The organism is Vibrio sp. 10N.222.55.C6, from assembly GCF_041473395.1.
Lineage (GTDB): Bacteria > Pseudomonadota > Gammaproteobacteria > Enterobacterales > Vibrionaceae > Vibrio > Vibrio crassostreae_C.
Genome location: NZ_JBFRSD010000003.1, coordinates 18,400 through 34,081 on the forward strand (window position 1 = coordinate 18,400; position 15,682 = coordinate 34,081).

The 15,682-nt window shown below is 45.0% G+C and carries 16 protein-coding genes; 13 read left to right on the top strand and 3 right to left on the bottom strand.

What is annotated here, in order from left to right; translation table 11 throughout:
- Nucleotides 1-301: 301 nt before the first annotated feature.
- A complete protein-coding gene (locus tag AB4486_RS03800) occupies nucleotides 302-910 on the bottom strand; it encodes a peroxiredoxin C (protein ID WP_004740353.1) in 609 nt (202 codons plus the stop codon).
- Nucleotides 911-1,120: 210 nt separating this feature from the next.
- Between AB4486_RS03800 and AB4486_RS03805 the strand changes: the two genes are divergently transcribed.
- Nucleotides 1,121-2,026, top strand: a complete 906-nt coding sequence (locus AB4486_RS03805) for a hydrogen peroxide-inducible genes activator (RefSeq protein WP_017062525.1) — start codon at nucleotides 1,121-1,123, stop codon at nucleotides 2,024-2,026.
- Nucleotides 2,027-2,095: 69 nt separating this feature from the next.
- On the opposite strand, the gene AB4486_RS03810 is transcribed toward AB4486_RS03805, so the two are convergent.
- Nucleotides 2,096-2,542: a CBS domain-containing protein gene (locus tag AB4486_RS03810; protein WP_017062524.1), complete on the bottom strand. Its 447-nt coding sequence runs from the start codon at nucleotides 2,540-2,542 to the stop codon at nucleotides 2,096-2,098.
- 334 nt (nucleotides 2,543-2,876) lie between these two features.
- Between AB4486_RS03810 and queA the strand changes: the two genes are divergently transcribed.
- From queA to secF, 5 genes are all read left to right on the top strand, one after another.
- The gene (queA, locus tag AB4486_RS03815; RefSeq protein WP_017062523.1) at nucleotides 2,877-3,929 is read left to right on the top strand and encodes a tRNA preQ1(34) S-adenosylmethionine ribosyltransferase-isomerase QueA; all 1,053 of its coding nucleotides are present in this window, start codon (nucleotides 2,877-2,879) and stop codon (nucleotides 3,927-3,929) included.
- A 195-nt stretch (nucleotides 3,930-4,124) separates the two neighbouring features.
- On the top strand, nucleotides 4,125-5,261 hold the full coding sequence (gene tgt, locus AB4486_RS03820; protein ID WP_372116526.1) for a tRNA guanosine(34) transglycosylase Tgt: 1,137 nt from the start codon (nucleotides 4,125-4,127) through the stop codon (nucleotides 5,259-5,261).
- Nucleotides 5,262-5,372: 111 nt separating this feature from the next.
- On the top strand, nucleotides 5,373-5,702 hold the full coding sequence (gene yajC, locus AB4486_RS03825) for a preprotein translocase subunit YajC (RefSeq protein ID WP_010440492.1): 330 nt from the start codon (nucleotides 5,373-5,375) through the stop codon (nucleotides 5,700-5,702).
- A gap of 20 nt (nucleotides 5,703-5,722) precedes the next feature.
- Complete coding sequence (secD, locus tag AB4486_RS03830) at nucleotides 5,723-7,579, top strand: protein translocase subunit SecD (protein WP_102320714.1); 1,857 nt, start codon at nucleotides 5,723-5,725, stop codon at nucleotides 7,577-7,579.
- A 14-nt stretch (nucleotides 7,580-7,593) separates the two neighbouring features.
- Nucleotides 7,594-8,541, top strand: a complete 948-nt coding sequence (gene secF, locus AB4486_RS03835) for a protein translocase subunit SecF (RefSeq protein WP_017062837.1) — start codon at nucleotides 7,594-7,596, stop codon at nucleotides 8,539-8,541.
- A 240-nt stretch (nucleotides 8,542-8,781) separates the two neighbouring features.
- Here secF and suhB read toward each other — a convergent pair whose 3' ends face one another.
- Nucleotides 8,782-9,585, bottom strand: a complete 804-nt coding sequence (gene suhB / locus AB4486_RS03840) for an inositol-1-monophosphatase (RefSeq protein WP_017062836.1) — start codon at nucleotides 9,583-9,585, stop codon at nucleotides 8,782-8,784.
- A gap of 181 nt (nucleotides 9,586-9,766) precedes the next feature.
- On the opposite strand from suhB, the gene trmJ reads away from it, so the two are divergent.
- From trmJ to hscA, 7 genes are all read left to right on the top strand, one after another.
- A complete protein-coding gene (trmJ, locus tag AB4486_RS03845; RefSeq protein WP_017062835.1) occupies nucleotides 9,767-10,495 on the top strand; it encodes a tRNA (cytosine(32)/uridine(32)-2'-O)-methyltransferase TrmJ in 729 nt (242 codons plus the stop codon).
- 116 nt (nucleotides 10,496-10,611) lie between these two features.
- Nucleotides 10,612-11,133 (top strand): Fe-S cluster assembly transcriptional regulator IscR, encoded by a 522-nt coding sequence (gene iscR, locus AB4486_RS03850; RefSeq protein WP_010440512.1) that lies wholly within the window; start codon nucleotides 10,612-10,614, stop codon nucleotides 11,131-11,133.
- 27 nt (nucleotides 11,134-11,160) lie between these two features.
- The gene (locus AB4486_RS03855) at nucleotides 11,161-12,375 is read left to right on the top strand and encodes an IscS subfamily cysteine desulfurase (protein WP_010440514.1); all 1,215 of its coding nucleotides are present in this window, start codon (nucleotides 11,161-11,163) and stop codon (nucleotides 12,373-12,375) included.
- Between the two features lie 33 nt (nucleotides 12,376-12,408).
- Nucleotides 12,409-12,786 (top strand): Fe-S cluster assembly scaffold IscU, encoded by a 378-nt coding sequence (gene iscU, locus AB4486_RS03860; RefSeq protein WP_004735094.1) that lies wholly within the window; start codon nucleotides 12,409-12,411, stop codon nucleotides 12,784-12,786.
- A gap of 98 nt (nucleotides 12,787-12,884) precedes the next feature.
- A complete protein-coding gene (iscA, locus tag AB4486_RS03865; RefSeq protein WP_010440519.1) occupies nucleotides 12,885-13,208 on the top strand; it encodes an iron-sulfur cluster assembly protein IscA in 324 nt (107 codons plus the stop codon).
- A gap of 84 nt (nucleotides 13,209-13,292) precedes the next feature.
- Nucleotides 13,293-13,808, top strand: a complete 516-nt coding sequence (gene hscB / locus AB4486_RS03870; protein ID WP_372116527.1) for a co-chaperone HscB — start codon at nucleotides 13,293-13,295, stop codon at nucleotides 13,806-13,808.
- A gap of 22 nt (nucleotides 13,809-13,830) precedes the next feature.
- Nucleotides 13,831-15,681 carry a Fe-S protein assembly chaperone HscA gene (gene hscA / locus AB4486_RS03875; RefSeq protein WP_017062518.1) on the top strand — a complete coding sequence of 617 codons (1,851 nt, stop codon included), beginning with the start codon at nucleotides 13,831-13,833 and terminating at the stop codon, nucleotides 15,679-15,681.
- Nucleotide 15,682 lies beyond the last annotated feature (1 nt).

Genomic DNA, 15,682 nt, shown 5'->3' on the forward strand with positions numbered 1-15,682 from the left:
CGTTCAAAAAGATACTGATGAAATAATAGCAATCTAGGTGTGATTCTGAATAGATGGGGATAAGGGAAAATAGAGGTAAAGTTTAGGTTTATCGCTACCTCAATTATCTATTACAAGAGTCAGTCTAGGGGAGCGAGGAGGGGGAAAACAAAAAGCCCGAAGCGTTAACTTCGGGCTTTTAATAGGACTTTACTTCTTAACTGATTGGCGGTGCGCTTTGCGCTATTAGCTTATGCTTTATGTCTCTTTAAAGAGAATCTTCCAACCATTAACCCGCGTTGAGTTCGGGCTTAAGAGGTAATTACTTGCTTAGGTCGTCAGCGTGCTCAGATAGGAATGCTGCAACACCTTTTGGAGATGCGTCCATACCTGATTTGCCTTCTTCCCATTGTGCAGGACAAACTTCACCGTTCTTCTCGTGGAAGTTTAGTGCGTCTACCATGCGTAGCATTTCGTCGATGTTACGACCTAGTGGAAGATCGTTAACTACTTGGTGACGTACAAGGCCGTCAGCGTCGATTAGGAAAGAACCACGGAAAGCAACGCCTGCTTCTGGGTGCTCAACATCGTATGCTTTGCAGATCTCGTGCTTAACGTCAGCAACTAGAGGGTATTTAACTTGACCGATACCGCCATCAGCGATAGCAGTGTTACGCCATGCGTTGTGAGAGAATTGAGAATCGATAGAAACACCGATTACTTCAACGCCTTTAGCTTGGAAATCTTCAAGACGGTTGTCGAAAGCGATTAGCTCTGAAGGACAAACGAAAGTGAAGTCTAGTGGGTAGAAGAAAACTACAGCTTTCTTACCTTTAGTGAATTCTGCGAAGTTGAAGTTATCAACGATCTCACCGTTACCTAGAACAGCTGCTGCAGTAAAGTCAGGGGCTTGACGACCTACTAGTACCATTTTGGAATCTCCTAAAAAATTAGTTGGCCCAACACATCTTTGTTTGGGCTCCGTTTCTACGGGACAAACTATAGTACAATCGGTACTATAGAAAAAAGCGAATTAAATAGATTAAGTTAATCGAAAAAAGCGATAAGCTTATTCTTTGTCCTGTCCTTAGGTCGAATGACCTTTACCTAACTTATCCTACTCATATTACAAAGTAATTTCATGAATAAATGGCCAAGTCTTAAGCAACTTCACTATCTTGTTACTCTTCACGAAACTCGTCATTTCAGTGATGCCGCAGATCGCTGTTTCGTCAGTCAATCTACGCTAAGTAAAGGCATTCAAAACCTAGAAGAGCTGATTGGTTGCCCGCTTTATGAGAAGAAAGATAAAAAGAGCCCGCTAGTTTTCACGCAAGCAGGTGAGCTGGTGGTCAAGCACGGTCGAGAGCTACTAGCGAAAGGACAAGATCTCGTAGAGCTTGGAAATCTATGTAACGGGGATGCGATGCAAGGGCAGCTGCGAGTCGGGTGTATTCCTACTATAGCGCCGTTCCTTTTGTGCGATTTGGTACAGGAAGCCAACCAGCGCTTTCCACAATTAAATTTGCTGTTACGTGAAGACACAACGACCAACCTATTGGCTGCGCTGCGTCATGGAGACTTAGATGTGCTGATTCTGGCTTTGCCTGTCGATATCGACAATATGGAAAGCCAAGTTGTTGGGCAAGACCCTTTCCGGATGGTGATCAGTCGCAATCAAGCTGATGGTATTCGCGTTCCGATTAAATACGATGACCTGCCAGACGAATCTGTATTTTTGTTGGAGAACGAGCATTGCTTAACCGAGCATGCTGTGTCGGCTTGTAAGTTAACGGATAAAGAGAAGATCAACCCGTTCACTGCGACGAGCCTTCACACATTGGTGCAAATGGTGGCCAATGGTTTAGGAACCACCTTTATTCCGCAAATGGCGATCGACCACGGTTTATTGGAAAACCAGAATCTCGTTGTGATCGATCCTCCTGGTCAGCAGGCCTACCGAGATATTGGCCTTGTCTGGCGACCAAGCTCTTCGCGTCGTGAGACATTCCATCAATTAGCGGATGTGGTATCTGAGCTTCTATAATAATCCGCTGCGACAACAATCCCTCTGAGCGGCTGAATTGGCCGCTCTTCTTTATATCAATTCCGAGCGTTACTCTACTTCTGCTTCTTCTGGCTCTACTTCTTCTTGCAGCTCCAGTAAATTGATCGCTATCGTGACAAAATCGCTGTCTGTAATAATGCCTACTAGTTCGTGGTTTTCTACGACAGGTAAACAGCCCACTTTATGTTTCTGCATGTAGATAGCCGATTCTTTTAATCCTGCACGCGGCTCTACCGACATAACACTTTTGTGCATGATGTCGTTGAGGGGAGTAGCAAGAGTAAAAGATTGAGCTTGTGGGATGTTTTGTAGGCTGGATTCTTGAGCGGCGAGAACGTCTCGTTGTGTGACGACACCTAGTAGTTGCCTGTCGGAATCGACGACCGGAATATGGCGGATATCAAGTGCTTCCATCATGTGCTTAGCATCGGCCAGTGAGTGTGAGCGCAATAGGGTATGAGGGTTGCGAGTCATCATATCTTCAACCTTGATCATACGAACCTCCTTCTTTTTTATTTGTTGCTATTACTATAGTTTTTTATCCAAAAAATAACTGAGATCTGACGCATTCTTGGGTGAGTTTTATGCAACTAATTCTTTAGCTTGAGGAGGTGAATCAGTCGCATTATTTTACGCCTCTTTACAATAATCCAGTGCTGTAAACCTTGCTATTGCGGCTCGTGTGCCTATACTAGCCCACTGCGAAATTTTTAGTCGTGTTTGCGATGTGTTTCTGGTAACGATTGACTTACCGTAACGATTATCCAGCAACTACGATTTATGATTCGTCAACGGCACAAATCTCATCAACTAAGACAAGACTAGACACATGCAAGTTTCAGATTTTCACTTTGACCTACCAGATGAACTCATTGCTCGCTACCCTCAAGAGGAGCGTACAGCAAGCCGCCTGCTTAAATTAGATGGCAACAGCGGTAACCTAGCTGATGGTTCGTTTAAAGACGTTTTAGACTTGGTTGAGCCAGGCGATCTTGTTGTTTTCAATAACACTCGAGTGATTCCAGCTCGTGTATTTGGTCGCAAGGCATCAGGCGGTAAGCTTGAAGTGCTGGTTGAACGTATGCTTGATGAGAAAAGCATTCTTGCGCATGTTCGTTGTTCTAAATCACCGAAGCCGGGTACCAAGTTGTTCCTTGGTGAGAACGATGAATATGAAGCTGAAATGGTGGCGCGTCACGATGCGTTATTCGAAATCCATTTCACATCTGATCAAAGCGTTTTAGAGATTCTTAACAGTGTTGGTCACATGCCACTGCCTCCTTACATCGATCGTCCTGATGAAGATGCAGATAAAGAGCGCTACCAGACTGTCTATAATGAAAAGCCGGGTGCGGTTGCAGCGCCAACAGCAGGCCTTCACTTTGATGACAAGCTAATGGCTGACATGAAAGAAAAAGGTGTTGAGTTTGCTTACGTGACGCTTCATGTTGGTGCTGGTACGTTCCAGCCAGTAAAAGTTGATAATATTAACGATCACCACATGCATGCTGAGTACGTTGAAGTGCCGCAAGAAGTGGTTGACGCCGTAGCTGCAGCAAAAGCCCGTGGCGGCCGTATTATTGCTGTTGGTACAACATCAGTACGCTCACTAGAAAGTGCAGCTCAAGATGCATTGAAGAAAGGCACTGAGCTCGTTCCTTTCTTTGGTGATACAGAAATCTTCATCTTCCCTGGCTATGAATACCAGTTGGTGGATTGCTTGATTACCAACTTCCACTTGCCAGAATCAACACTGATTATGTTGGTGAGTGCATTTGCAGGTTACGACAACGTGATGGGCGCATACGATCACGCAGTGAAGAGCGAATATCGTTTCTTCAGCTACGGTGATGCCATGTTCATCAATAAGAAAACAAGCTAATTTAAGCTAGTTATAAACGATATACATTAGAATTTACGGGTGCTAGCAGTAAGCTAGGAGTCGGGCAGGGTGTCTGTCTAATCTCTCGCAAGGAATACGCGACCGCTCCTCATAGAACCCACTAGACTGAACTTTTGTTTGGCCTAAGGTTCTGAATTAACAGTCAGATTGTTTCTCTGGCATATTGGAGGCTTCGTGAAATTAAAATACGAACTTAAAAAAACTAATAGCGGCGCACGTCGTGGTCAACTTCAGTTTGAACGCGGTACCGTTGAAACCCCAGCATTCATGCCTGTAGGTACTTACGGTACTGTTAAAGGTATGACACCTGAAGAAGTAAAAGACACAGGTGCTGAAATCCTATTAGGTAACACATTCCACCTATGGCTACGTCCTGGTCAAGAAATCATGAAAATGCACGGTGACCTGCACGATTTCATGAACTGGCACGGTCCTATCCTGACTGATTCAGGCGGCTTTCAAGTATTCAGCCTAGGTGCAATGCGTAAAATCACTGAAGAGGGTGTTCATTTCCGTAACCCTGTAAACGGTGACAAGATCTTCATGGACGCTGAGAAGTCTATGGAAATCCAAAAAGATTTAGGTTCAGACATCGTAATGATCTTCGATGAGTGTACGCCTTACCCTGCGACACACAAAGAAGCTAAAGACTCAATGGAGATGTCTCTTCGTTGGGCTGAGCGTTCACGTAACCACTTCGACAAACTTGAAAACCCGAACTCACTGTTCGGTATCGTTCAAGGTGGCGTATACGAAGACCTTCGTGACGTATCCGTTAAAGGCTTAACAGAAATTGGTTTTGACGGTTACGCTGTTGGCGGCCTAGCAGTAGGCGAACCAAAAGAAGACATGCACCGTATTCTTGAGCACACATGTCCTCAACTACCTGAAGATAAGCCACGTTACCTAATGGGTGTAGGCAAACCGGAAGACTTAGTTGAAGGTGTTCGTCGTGGTATCGACATGTTTGACTGTGTTATGCCAACGCGAAATGCACGTAACGGCCACTTGTTTGTGACTGAAGGTGTGATCAAGATCCGTAATGCGAAGCATAAAACGGATACAACACCACTAGATTCAGATTGTGACTGTTACACTTGTAAGAACTACAGCAAGTCGTACTTGCACCATTTGGATCGTTGTAACGAAATCCTAGGTGCTCGACTGAACACGATTCATAACCTGCGTTTCTACCAACGAGTAATGTCAGACATTCGTCAGTCTATCGATGAAGACCGCTTTGAAGAGTTCGTTGCAGAGTTCTACGCAAGAATGGGGCGTGAAGTGCCACCACTAGGTAAAGAATCTTAGTATTTCTTTTTTGCGAGCCCTATCTCTCTTCCGAGTGATGGGGCTTGAAAATAAAGGGATGCGACCCAATTAGACAAACAATTACGAAAATATAAATAGAGGATGTTTTAAATGTTTATTTCTCAAGCTCACGCAGCAGCAGAAGGTGCACCAGCAGGCGGCGGTTTCGAAATGCTTATCATGCTAGGTATGTTCGCTGTGATCTTCTACTTCATGATCTACCGTCCACAAGCTAAGCGTGTTAAAGAGCACAAGAACCTTATGTCTTCTATGGGCAAAGGTGATGAAGTTCTTACAAGCGGCGGCCTAATTGGCAAGATCACTAAGATTGCAGAAGACAGCGACTACGTTGCTATCGAACTGAATGCAAACAACGAAGTAGTTATCAAGAAAGACTTCGTTACAGCAGTGCTACCAAAAGGTACTCTGAAATCTCTATAAACAGCTAGAGGATCCTCGCTGTGCTAAACCGTTACCCGTTATGGAAGTACCTGATGGTGGTGTTTACTATCGCCATCGCTGCGTTGTACGCACTTCCGAATATATACGGTGAAGATCCGGCAGTTCAAGTTACAGGGGCGCGCGGCGCCTCTGTAGATATGTCTACGCTGGATGCTGTCACCAATGCTCTTGAAGCTGAAAACCTTTCTACTAAATCCGTTGCTCTAGAAAACGGTTCCATTCTTGTTCGCTTTAACGATACAGACTCTCAAATTAGTGCTCGTGATGTCATCACTGAAGCATTAGATGAAGACGTAATCGTTGCTTTAAACTTAGCTGCTTCAACTCCTGATTGGCTTGAATCTATTGGTGCTGCACCAATGAAGCTTGGTCTTGACCTACGTGGTGGTGTTCACTTCTTGATGGAAGTGGATATGGACGCTGCGATGCAAAAGCTGGTTGGCCAACAAGAAGAAGCGTTCCGTAGCGAACTTCGTGAAGAAAAAATCCGTTACCGTGCAATTCGCCCATCTGGTAAAGATGCGGTTGAAGTGATTCTACGTAACGCCGAGCAGCTTGCTGAAGCGAAATCGCTACTGCAATCTAAGCACCAAGACATGACGTTTGTAGATTCTGAATCTAATGGTCGTTTTTCTTTGGTTGCTAGCTTCACAGAGGCTCGTCTTCAAGAAATCCGCAACTATGCGGTAGAGCAAAACATTACCATTCTACGTAACCGTGTTAACGAACTTGGTGTTGCTGAACCTTTGGTTCAACGTCAAGGCTCTAGCCGTATCGTAGTGGAATTGCCTGGTGTTCAAGACACGGCTCGCGCTAAAGAAATTCTTGGTGCTACCGCGACGCTTGAGTTCCGTGAAGTGGATAGCAGTGCTGACTTAGCCGCTGCCGCTTCTGGTCGTGCCCCTGCGGGTAGCGAAATCAAGCAAGATCGTGATGGTCGTCCTGTGGTACTTAAGAAGCGCGTTATTCTAGGCGGCTCAAGTATTACTGATGCAAGCTCAAGTGTTGATGAATATGGTCGTCCTCAAGTTAACATCTCGCTAGACAGCGAAGGTGGTAGCAAGATGTCTGCATTCTCTCGTCAGAATATCGGTAAGCTAATGGCAACGGTATTTGCAGAGTACAAAGACAGCGGTCGTAAAACACCGGAAGGTCGAGTTATCTTGAGTAAGCACGAAGAAGTGATTAACCAAGCGACGATTCAATCTGCACTTGGTCGTAACTTCCGTATTACTGGTATTGATTCAACAGCTGAAGCTCATAACTTGGCACTTCTACTTCGTGCTGGTGCATTGATTGCGCCTATCTCGATTGTAGAAGAACGTACCATTGGTCCATCTATGGGGCAGCAAAACATCGATATGGGTATCATGGCGATGGTTTGGGGTATGGCTGCGGTTATGTTATTCACGCTGCTTTACTACCGTAGCTTTGGTCTGATTGCGAACGTTGCGCTAATGGCTAACTTGGTGTTGATTATCGGTGTGATGTCGATGATCCCGGGGGCTACCATGACCCTGCCAGGTATTGCCGGTATCGTATTAACGGTCGGTATGGCGGTCGATGCGAACGTTCTGATCTTTGAGCGTATACGTGAAGAGCTTCGAGATGGACGCAGTCCACAACAAGCGATTCACCAAGGTTACGCGAACGCATTCAGCACAATCGCCGATGCCAACATCACCACACTACTAACAGCAATCATTCTATTTGCTGTGGGTACGGGTGCTATCAAAGGCTTCGCGGTAACGCTGTCTATCGGTATCTTGACTTCAATGTTTACAGCTATTATCGGAACACGTTGTATCGTGAACCTGATGTATGGCGGCAAACGCGTTAAAAAACTGTCGATCTAAGGCTAGGAATTAATATGTTTCAGATTCTAAAAGCAGACAAAATGATCGACTTTATGCGTTGGTCAAAGGTTGCCTTTGTTTTTTCTATCTTGATGATTGGTACTGCTATCTTCACCCTAACAACGAAATCGTTGAACTGGGGTCTAGATTTTACTGGCGGTACTCTGATTGAAGTTGGTTTTGAACAACCGGCACACCTTCCTGATATTCGTAGTGCACTAGAAGCCGAAGGCTTTGGTGATGCAACGGTACAGAACTTCGGTTCAGCTCGTGATGTGATGGTTCGTTTACGTCCACGTGATGGCGTAGCGGGCGAAACGCTTGGTAACCAAATCCTTTCTGCAATTGAGAATGGTACTGGTGAGCAAGTTGAAATGCGTCGTATCGAGTTCGTTGGTCCTAACGTGGGTGACGAATTAACAGAAGCAGGTGGCCTTGCTATCCTTGTTTCTCTTATCTGTATCTTGATCTACGTATCAGTGCGATTCGAATGGCGTTTGGCTGCGGGTGCGGTATTAGCACTGGCGCACGACGTTATCATCACACTTGGTGTGTTCTCTCTAATGCAAATTGAGGTCGACCTTACCATCGTAGCAGCCTTGCTAACGGTCGTCGGTTACTCCCTCAACGATACCATCGTTGTATTCGACCGTATTCGTGAGAACTTCCGTAAGATGCGTAAGGGTGAAGCACCTGAAGTACTGAACAGCTCAATCACACAAACATTGAGCCGTACATTGATCACTTCTGGTACCACGTTGTTCGTAGTTATCGCACTGTTCGTTCAGGGCGGCGCTATGATTCACGGCTTCGCGACTGCACTTCTACTGGGTATTACGGTTGGTACTTACTCTTCTATCTACGTTGCATCTGCACTAGCTATGAAGTTGGGTATTACGCGTGAACACCTAATGCCACCACAAGTGGACAAAGAAGGTGAAGAGTTTGACGAGATGCCTTAGGCTTTGGCTTAATAAGTTTCGCTAAACCAAAAAAACCGCTAGGCAACTAGCGGTTTTTTTACGTCTAAATTTAATGGGGAAGCTCAACGCAATTTATTGGCGAATTGAGTTGGACGTACTGTCACTAAGAACCACCATTCTCGTATCTCGTATCGCAGATACAAAAAAGCCTCGCTATATAGCGAGGCTTTGGAATTTCTATGCGCCCTTAAAACAGGGAGCGTTAACGTAAGTTCTGAATTACTTCAGCATACCTTCGTTAGCGTTCTCACGAACGTGCTTAAGAATAGACTTAACACCACGTGCGCTTGAAGCAACAACATTACCAGAAGTCATGTAATCAGTACCGCCAGCAAAGTCAGTCATGATAGCACCAGCTTCACGAGCGATTAGATCGCCAGCTGCTAGATCCCATGGCTTAAGGCCAAGTTCTAGGTAACCATCAACACGGCCAGCTGCTAGGTAACATAGGTCAAGAGCAGGAGAACCTGTACGACGGAAATCAGCACAGTCGATGAATAGACCAGAGATGATCTTCATGAAAGATTCAGAGTGTTGTTTTTGCTTGAATGGGAAACCAGTCGCTAGAACAGTACCTTGAAGGTCTTTTAGTTGAGTAACACGCATACGAGCGTTGTTAAGTTGAGCGCCAGCGCCACGTTGAGCTGTGAATAGCTCGTTTAGCATTGGGTCATAAACACAAGCAACTTCTGTACGACCGTTCATGCGAACAGCGATAGATACAGAGAAGTGAGGGAAACCTTTTACAAAGTTGTTGGTGCCATCCAGTGGGTCAACGATCCATTGTACATCAGAGTCTTTACCTTCAGTCAGGCCTTTCTCTTCAGAAATAATGCTGTGCTCTGGGTAAGATGCTTTGATTGTCTCAATGATCATGTACTCAGCTTCTTGAGCAATGTTAGTAACGTAATCGTTGTTACCTTTTAGAGACGATTCGATCTTATCAGTTGTTTCTAGAGATTTAGCAATATGGTTGCCAGCTTTACGCGCAGCGCGTATCGCAATGTTTAGCATTGGATGCATATGGTTTTTCCCACAAGATGTTAAAGAACAATTTAAAGCGGCGGCGAGTATACCAAAGTTTTACCAAAAGGGAAGTGGTTATTTTTTGAACTCTTGGTTTCACATTACGCGAAGGGTCTGACCATTTTACTTTGCTATGTGTTAATATCTCGCGATTATTTTTAAAGTGGTGTCATATAGCATGTTAGACAATGTAAAAGTCGTTCTGGTTGGTACGTCTCATTCGGGAAATATCGGATCAGCAGCTCGCGCAATGAAAGTGATGGGTTTGAGTCAATTAGTTCTTGTAGACCCTCAATGTGAAGTTGACGAGCAGACCTTAGCACTGGCTGCGGGTGCAGGTGACATCGCAGAAAACGCGACCATCGTTTCTACATTAGACGAAGCCGTAAAAGACTGTGGTTTGGTGGTTGGTTCGAGTGCACGTTCACGTACGCTTGAATGGCCAATGCTTGAGCCTCGTGAGTGTGGACAAAAGTTTGCGATTGAAGGTCAAAAGCACCCAGTCGCATTAGTGTTCGGCCGTGAACGTACTGGCTTGACTAACGATGAGCTTCAGAAGTGCCACTTCCATGTATGTATCCCAGCTAACCCTGAATACAGCTCGCTAAACCTAGCAATGGCAGTGCAGACTCTGAGCTACGAAGTGCGTGTAGCTCACCTTGATATGGTCGCTAGCCAATATCAGCCACAGCAACAAGATGAGTACCCTCGTCACGAAGAACTAGAAATGTTCTATGAGCACCTTGAAAAAGTGATCATTGATACCCAATTTATCTCTAAGGATAAGCCAGGTCAGGTGATGAATAAACTACGTCGTCTGTTCAGTCGAGCTCGTCCAGAGTTGCAAGAGATCAACACTCTACGCGGCATTTTGACTTCAATTGAGAAGAGCAAAAACGACAAATAAAAACCACACAAACTCTAAGGGTGAATACTTGACTAAAATAGTCAACTAAATACTTGACCAATTTAGTCAGGTATGGGAAGATTCCAACCACATAAACAATGTGGATTCGGTGTGATATGAAACTTACATCTAAAGGAAGATATGCGGTAACAGCTATGCTAGATGTAGCACTGCATTCGCAAAAAAGCCCAGTTCCTCTGGCTGATATTTCAGAGCGACAGGGCATCTCATTATCTTACTTAGAACAGCTATTTTCTAAGTTACGTAAAGCTGGCTTAGTTGCTAGTGTTCGTGGTCCTGGCGGTGGTTACCGTTTAGGTGCTGAAGCGAGCGACATCGCTGTCGGAACTGTAATTGCTGCAGTAGACGAATCAGTTGATGCAACTAAGTGTCACGGTCGAGCAGATTGCCAAGGTGGTAGTCGTTGTTTAACTCACACTCTTTGGCGTGATTTAAGCTCCCGAATCAGCAGCTTCTTAAATGACATTACGCTCGGTGAGCTAATGAAAGATAACGAAGTTTTAGAGATTTCTGATCGTCAAGATATCGATCTTGCGGTTAATAATGGTTTTGCACATAAAAATACGAGCACTACAACGATTAGTGCAGCACCTCACGGTGTTAATGCCCGCTCTTAGCGGTCAGTTTTTACATTGGAGTAGAAAATGAAACTGCCTATTTACTTTGACTATTCAGCTACATGCCCAGTCGATCCACGTGTTGCTGAAAAAATGGTTCAGTGCATGACGATGGACGGTAACTTCGGTAACCCTGCATCTCGTTCACACCGTTACGGCTGGCAGGCAGAAGAATCAGTAGATAATGCTCGTGAGCAAATTGCCGATCTACTAAATGCAGACCCACGTGAGATTGTTTTCACGTCAGGTGCTACAGAGTCAGACAACCTTGCTATCAAAGGTGCAGCGCACTTTTACGAGAAGAAAGGTAAGCACGTAATCACGTGTAAAACAGAACATAAAGCGGTTCTTGATCCATGTCGCCAACTAGAGCGTGAAGGTTTTGAGGTGACTTACCTTGAGCCTGAAGCAAACGGCATCATTGATTTAGACAAGCTACAAGCAGCAATGCGTGAAGATACGGTTCTTGTTTCTATCATGCACGTAAACAACGAGATTGGTGTAATCCAAGATATCTCTGCAATCGGCGAATTATGTCGTTCACGCAAGATCATCTTCCACGTTGATGCGGCTCAGTCTGCGGGTAAAATCCCACTAGATGTAAAAGAGATGAAAGTTGACCTTATCTCTCTTTCTGCACACAAAGCATACGGCCCTAAAGGCATTGGTGCTTTGTACGTTCGTCGTAAGCCACGTATTCGTCTTGAAGCACAGATGCACGGTGGAGGTCACGAACGTGGTTTCCGTTCTGGTACGCTTGCTACTCACCAAATCGTGGGTATGGGTGAAGCTTTTGCTGTCGCTAAACAAGACATGCAGAAAGATTATGACCACGCACTAGCACTTCGCGAGCGTCTATTGAAAGGGGTTCAAGATCTAGAAGCAGTAACGGTAAATGGCGACTTAGATCAACGTGTACCACATAACCTAAACGTGAGCTTTGCTTTCGTTGAAGGTGAATCTCTGCTTATGTCTTTAAAAGACTTAGCGGTATCATCAGGTTCTGCATGTACATCAGCGAGTCTTGAGCCTTCATACGTTTTACGCGCTCTTGGCTTAAACGATGAACTGGCACACAGCTCAGTACGTTTTTCATTCGGCCGTTTCACTACGGAAGAAGAAATCGACTACGCGATTGCACAAATCCGTGTAGCAGTAAATAAATTACGCGACATGTCTCCTCTATGGGATATGTATAAAGAAGGGATTGATTTGAACACTGTTGAGTGGGCTCATCACTAATCTCACGGAAATAGAGGATTCGAGGTAACTATCATGGCATATAGCGAAAAAGTAATTGATCACTACGAAAACCCACGTAACGTAGGTTCGTTTGATAAAGAAGATCCAAGTGTAGGTAGCGGCATGGTTGGCGCACCAGCTTGTGGTGACGTAATGAAACTGCAAATCAAAGTATCTGCAGAAGGTATTATTGAAGACGCAAAATTCAAGACTTACGGTTGCGGTAGCGCAATCGCTTCTAGCTCACTAGTCACTGAGTGGGTTAAAGGTAAAAGTATTGATGAAGCAGCTGCTATTAAAAACTCTGAAATCGCAGAAGAGCTAGAGTTGCCACCAGTGAAAGTTCACTGTTCAATTCTTGCTGAAGATGCAATCAAAGCAGCGGTTGCGGATTACAAAAAGAAGCACTAATCGTTTCTACAACGTAATCACTTCAAAAAAGTAATATTTGGGAGCACCCTTTGTGCTCCCCCTGAGTTCTCAATTTATATAAAACACAAGGTTGTAGTATGGCCATCACCATGACAGATACGGCAGCAAGCCGAGTTCAAGCTTTCCTAGATAACCGAGGTAAAGGTATCGGGTTGCGCTTAGCGGTAAAAACTACTGGCTGTTCGGGTATGGCGTATGTACTGGAATTCGTTGACGAGCTTAACGAAGAAGACGAAGTGTTTGAGCATTCAGGTGTTAAGGTCATCATTGATCCAAAGAGCCTAGTTTACCTAGACGGTACTGAGCTTGATTACGTAAAAGAAGGCCTAAACGAAGGTTTTGAATTCAACAACCCTAACGCGAAAGGCGAATGTGGTTGTGGTGAGAGCTTCAATGTATAAACGCCTCAATCGTTGAGCGTTTATAATGAGCGAAGAATAAAATTAGGCTCTAAGTAAAGAGCCTAAACTTAGGACCACCGTTACATGAATCATTTCGAATTATTTGGGCTACCACTTCAGTTTCAACTGGATGGTAGCCTTCTTTCTTCTCAGTTTAGAGATCTGCAACTCCAATTCCACCCTGATAAATTTGCCACGGCTTCTGAGCGAGATCGCTTGCTGGCTGTGCAAAAAGCTGCGCAAATCAATGATGCGTACCAGGTGTTGAAAAATCCAGTCAGCCGCGCTGAATACCTGTTAGTTCAACATGGTGAGGATATTCGTGGTGAGCAGCAGACTATGCAAGATCCTATGTTCCTGATGGAGCAAATGGAATTGCGTGAAGAGCTGGAAGATATCGCCGACAGTTCTGATCCTGAAGATGCTTTGTTTGCATTTGAAGGAAAGGTTAGCAAAATGTATAAACAACAATTAAGCGCTATCCAACAAGAACTCGACAGCGAAGCTTGGTTAGAAGCTGCAGACCGAGTAAGAAAGCTTAAGTTTATTGCAAAATTAAAGAATGAAATCGAGTTAGTTGAAGATCGTTTGATCGGCTAGTTCGTATAACAAGGACACATCCATGGCACTACTTCAGATTGCAGAACCAGGGCAAAGCGCCGCTCCTCACCAGCACAAGCTTGCAGTGGGTATTGATTTAGGTACAACAAACTCATTGGTTGCGTCAGTGCGCAGTGGTGAGGCAAGCACGCTTGTTGATCAACAAGGTCGCAGTATTCTCCCTTCCGTTGTTCACTATCAGTCAGAGTCGTACACCACTGGTGATGAAGCGCGTGTAAATGCACAAACTGATCCTAAAAATACCATTATCTCAGTTAAGCGATTAATCGGTCGTTCACTGTCAGATATTCAACAGCGATACCCATCTCTGCCATATCAGTTTGAAGAAAGTGATAATGGCCTGCCTGTGATTAACACAGCGCAAGGAAATAAGAACCCAATTCAAGTATCTGCAGATATTCTTCGTGCACTCGGTCAACGTGCTGAGTCGACGTTAGGTGGTGAATTGGCTGGTGCCGTGATTACCGTCCCTGCGTACTTTGATGATGCACAACGTGCAGGTACCAAAGACGCAGCGCAACTTGCTGGTCTTCATGTGTTACGTCTTCTTAATGAACCCACTGCAGCCGCGATTGCTTATGGCTTGGATTCAGGTAAAGAAGGGGTAATCGCTGTTTATGACTTAGGCGGTGGTACGTTTGATATCTCTATCCTACGCCTGTCTAAAGGTGTCTTCGAAGTTTTAGCAACCGGTGGTGACTCTGCATTAGGCGGCGATGACTTTGACCATTTAATTGCGGATCATTTCCAAGAGCAAATGGGCTTGTTAGAGCTGACAGCAGAACAGAACCGTATTCTTCTAGACGCAGCAACAGAAGCGAAGATTGGCTTATCTGAAGCTGAAAGCGTTAATGTTGAAGCACTAGGTTGGTCTGGCTCTTTAACTCGTGAAGAGTTCGAAGAGATCATCAAGCCACTAGTTAAGAAAACGCTGCTTTCGTGCCGCCGAGCACTGAAAGATGCGGAAGTTGACGCGGATGAAGTACTAGAAGTCGTGATGGTAGGTGGTTCAACTCGTACCTTACTTGTTCGTGAAATGGTCGGTGGCTTCTTTGGTCGTACTCCATTAACCAGTATTAACCCTGATGAAGTGGTTGCGATTGGCGCATCGATTCAAGCGGATATCTTAGTTGGCAACAAGCCTGACTCTGAGATGCTGCTATTGGATGTTATCCCTCTGTCACTGGGTATCGAAACCATGGGTGGCTTAGTCGAAAAGATCATCCCTCGTAATACCACGATCCCAGTTGCTCGTGCACAAGAGTTTACCACGTTCAAAGACGGTCAAACTGCAATGACAGTACACACCGTGCAAGGCGAGCGTGAGATGGTTGATGACTGTCGTTCACTGGCTCGATTTGCTCTGAAAGGCATCCCGCCGATGACTGCAGGTGCTGCTCATATTCGTGTTACTTACCAAGTGGATGCTGATGGCCTGCTATCAGTTACCGCAATGGAGAAGAGCACTGGCGTTCAAGCTGAAATCCAAGTTAAGCCTTCTTACGGTCTAAGCGACAACGAAGTGGCTAGCATGCTGAAAGATTCGATGACGTTTGCAAAAGAAGACATGCAAGCGCGTGCTCTTGCTGAGCAACGCGTAGAAGCGGATCGCGTTATCGAAGGCCTTATCGCTGCAATGCAAGCCGACGGTGACGAGCTACTTGATGAGCAAGGCAAACAACAACTTGTTCAAGCGATTGAAGCACTGATTGAAGTGCGTAATGGCGACAACGCTGATGCTATTGAACTAGAAATTAAGAATACCGACAAAGCGAGCCAAGACTTTGCTTCTCGTCGTATGGATAAATCAATTCGTGCTGCACTGTCAGGTCAGTCAGTCGATAATATTTAAT

Excerpts from the sequence above, each read along its gene's own strand:
- queA (WP_017062523.1), top strand. The coding sequence starts at position 2,877 with ATGCAAGTTTCAGATTTTCACTTTGACCTACCAGATGAACTCATTGCT.
- trmJ (WP_017062835.1), top strand. The coding sequence starts at position 9,767 with ATGTTAGACAATGTAAAAGTCGTTCTGGTTGGTACGTCTCATTCGGGA.
- secF (WP_017062837.1), top strand. The coding sequence starts at position 7,594 with ATGTTTCAGATTCTAAAAGCAGACAAAATGATCGACTTTATGCGTTGG.
- hscB (WP_372116527.1), top strand. The coding sequence starts at position 13,293 with ATGAATCATTTCGAATTATTTGGGCTACCACTTCAGTTTCAACTGGAT.
- AB4486_RS03810 (WP_017062524.1), bottom strand. The coding sequence starts at position 2,542 with ATGATCAAGGTTGAAGATATGATGACTCGCAACCCTCATACCCTATTG.
- hscA (WP_017062518.1), top strand. The coding sequence starts at position 13,831 with ATGGCACTACTTCAGATTGCAGAACCAGGGCAAAGCGCCGCTCCTCAC.
- AB4486_RS03855 (WP_010440514.1), top strand. The coding sequence starts at position 11,161 with ATGAAACTGCCTATTTACTTTGACTATTCAGCTACATGCCCAGTCGAT.
- iscR (WP_010440512.1), top strand. The coding sequence starts at position 10,612 with ATGAAACTTACATCTAAAGGAAGATATGCGGTAACAGCTATGCTAGAT.
- AB4486_RS03800 (WP_004740353.1), bottom strand. The coding sequence starts at position 910 with ATGGTACTAGTAGGTCGTCAAGCCCCTGACTTTACTGCAGCAGCTGTT.
- iscU (WP_004735094.1), top strand. The coding sequence starts at position 12,409 with ATGGCATATAGCGAAAAAGTAATTGATCACTACGAAAACCCACGTAAC.
- AB4486_RS03805 (WP_017062525.1), top strand. The coding sequence starts at position 1,121 with ATGAATAAATGGCCAAGTCTTAAGCAACTTCACTATCTTGTTACTCTT.
- iscA (WP_010440519.1), top strand. The coding sequence starts at position 12,885 with ATGGCCATCACCATGACAGATACGGCAGCAAGCCGAGTTCAAGCTTTC.
- yajC (WP_010440492.1), top strand. The coding sequence starts at position 5,373 with ATGTTTATTTCTCAAGCTCACGCAGCAGCAGAAGGTGCACCAGCAGGC.
- suhB (WP_017062836.1), bottom strand. The coding sequence starts at position 9,585 with ATGCATCCAATGCTAAACATTGCGATACGCGCTGCGCGTAAAGCTGGC.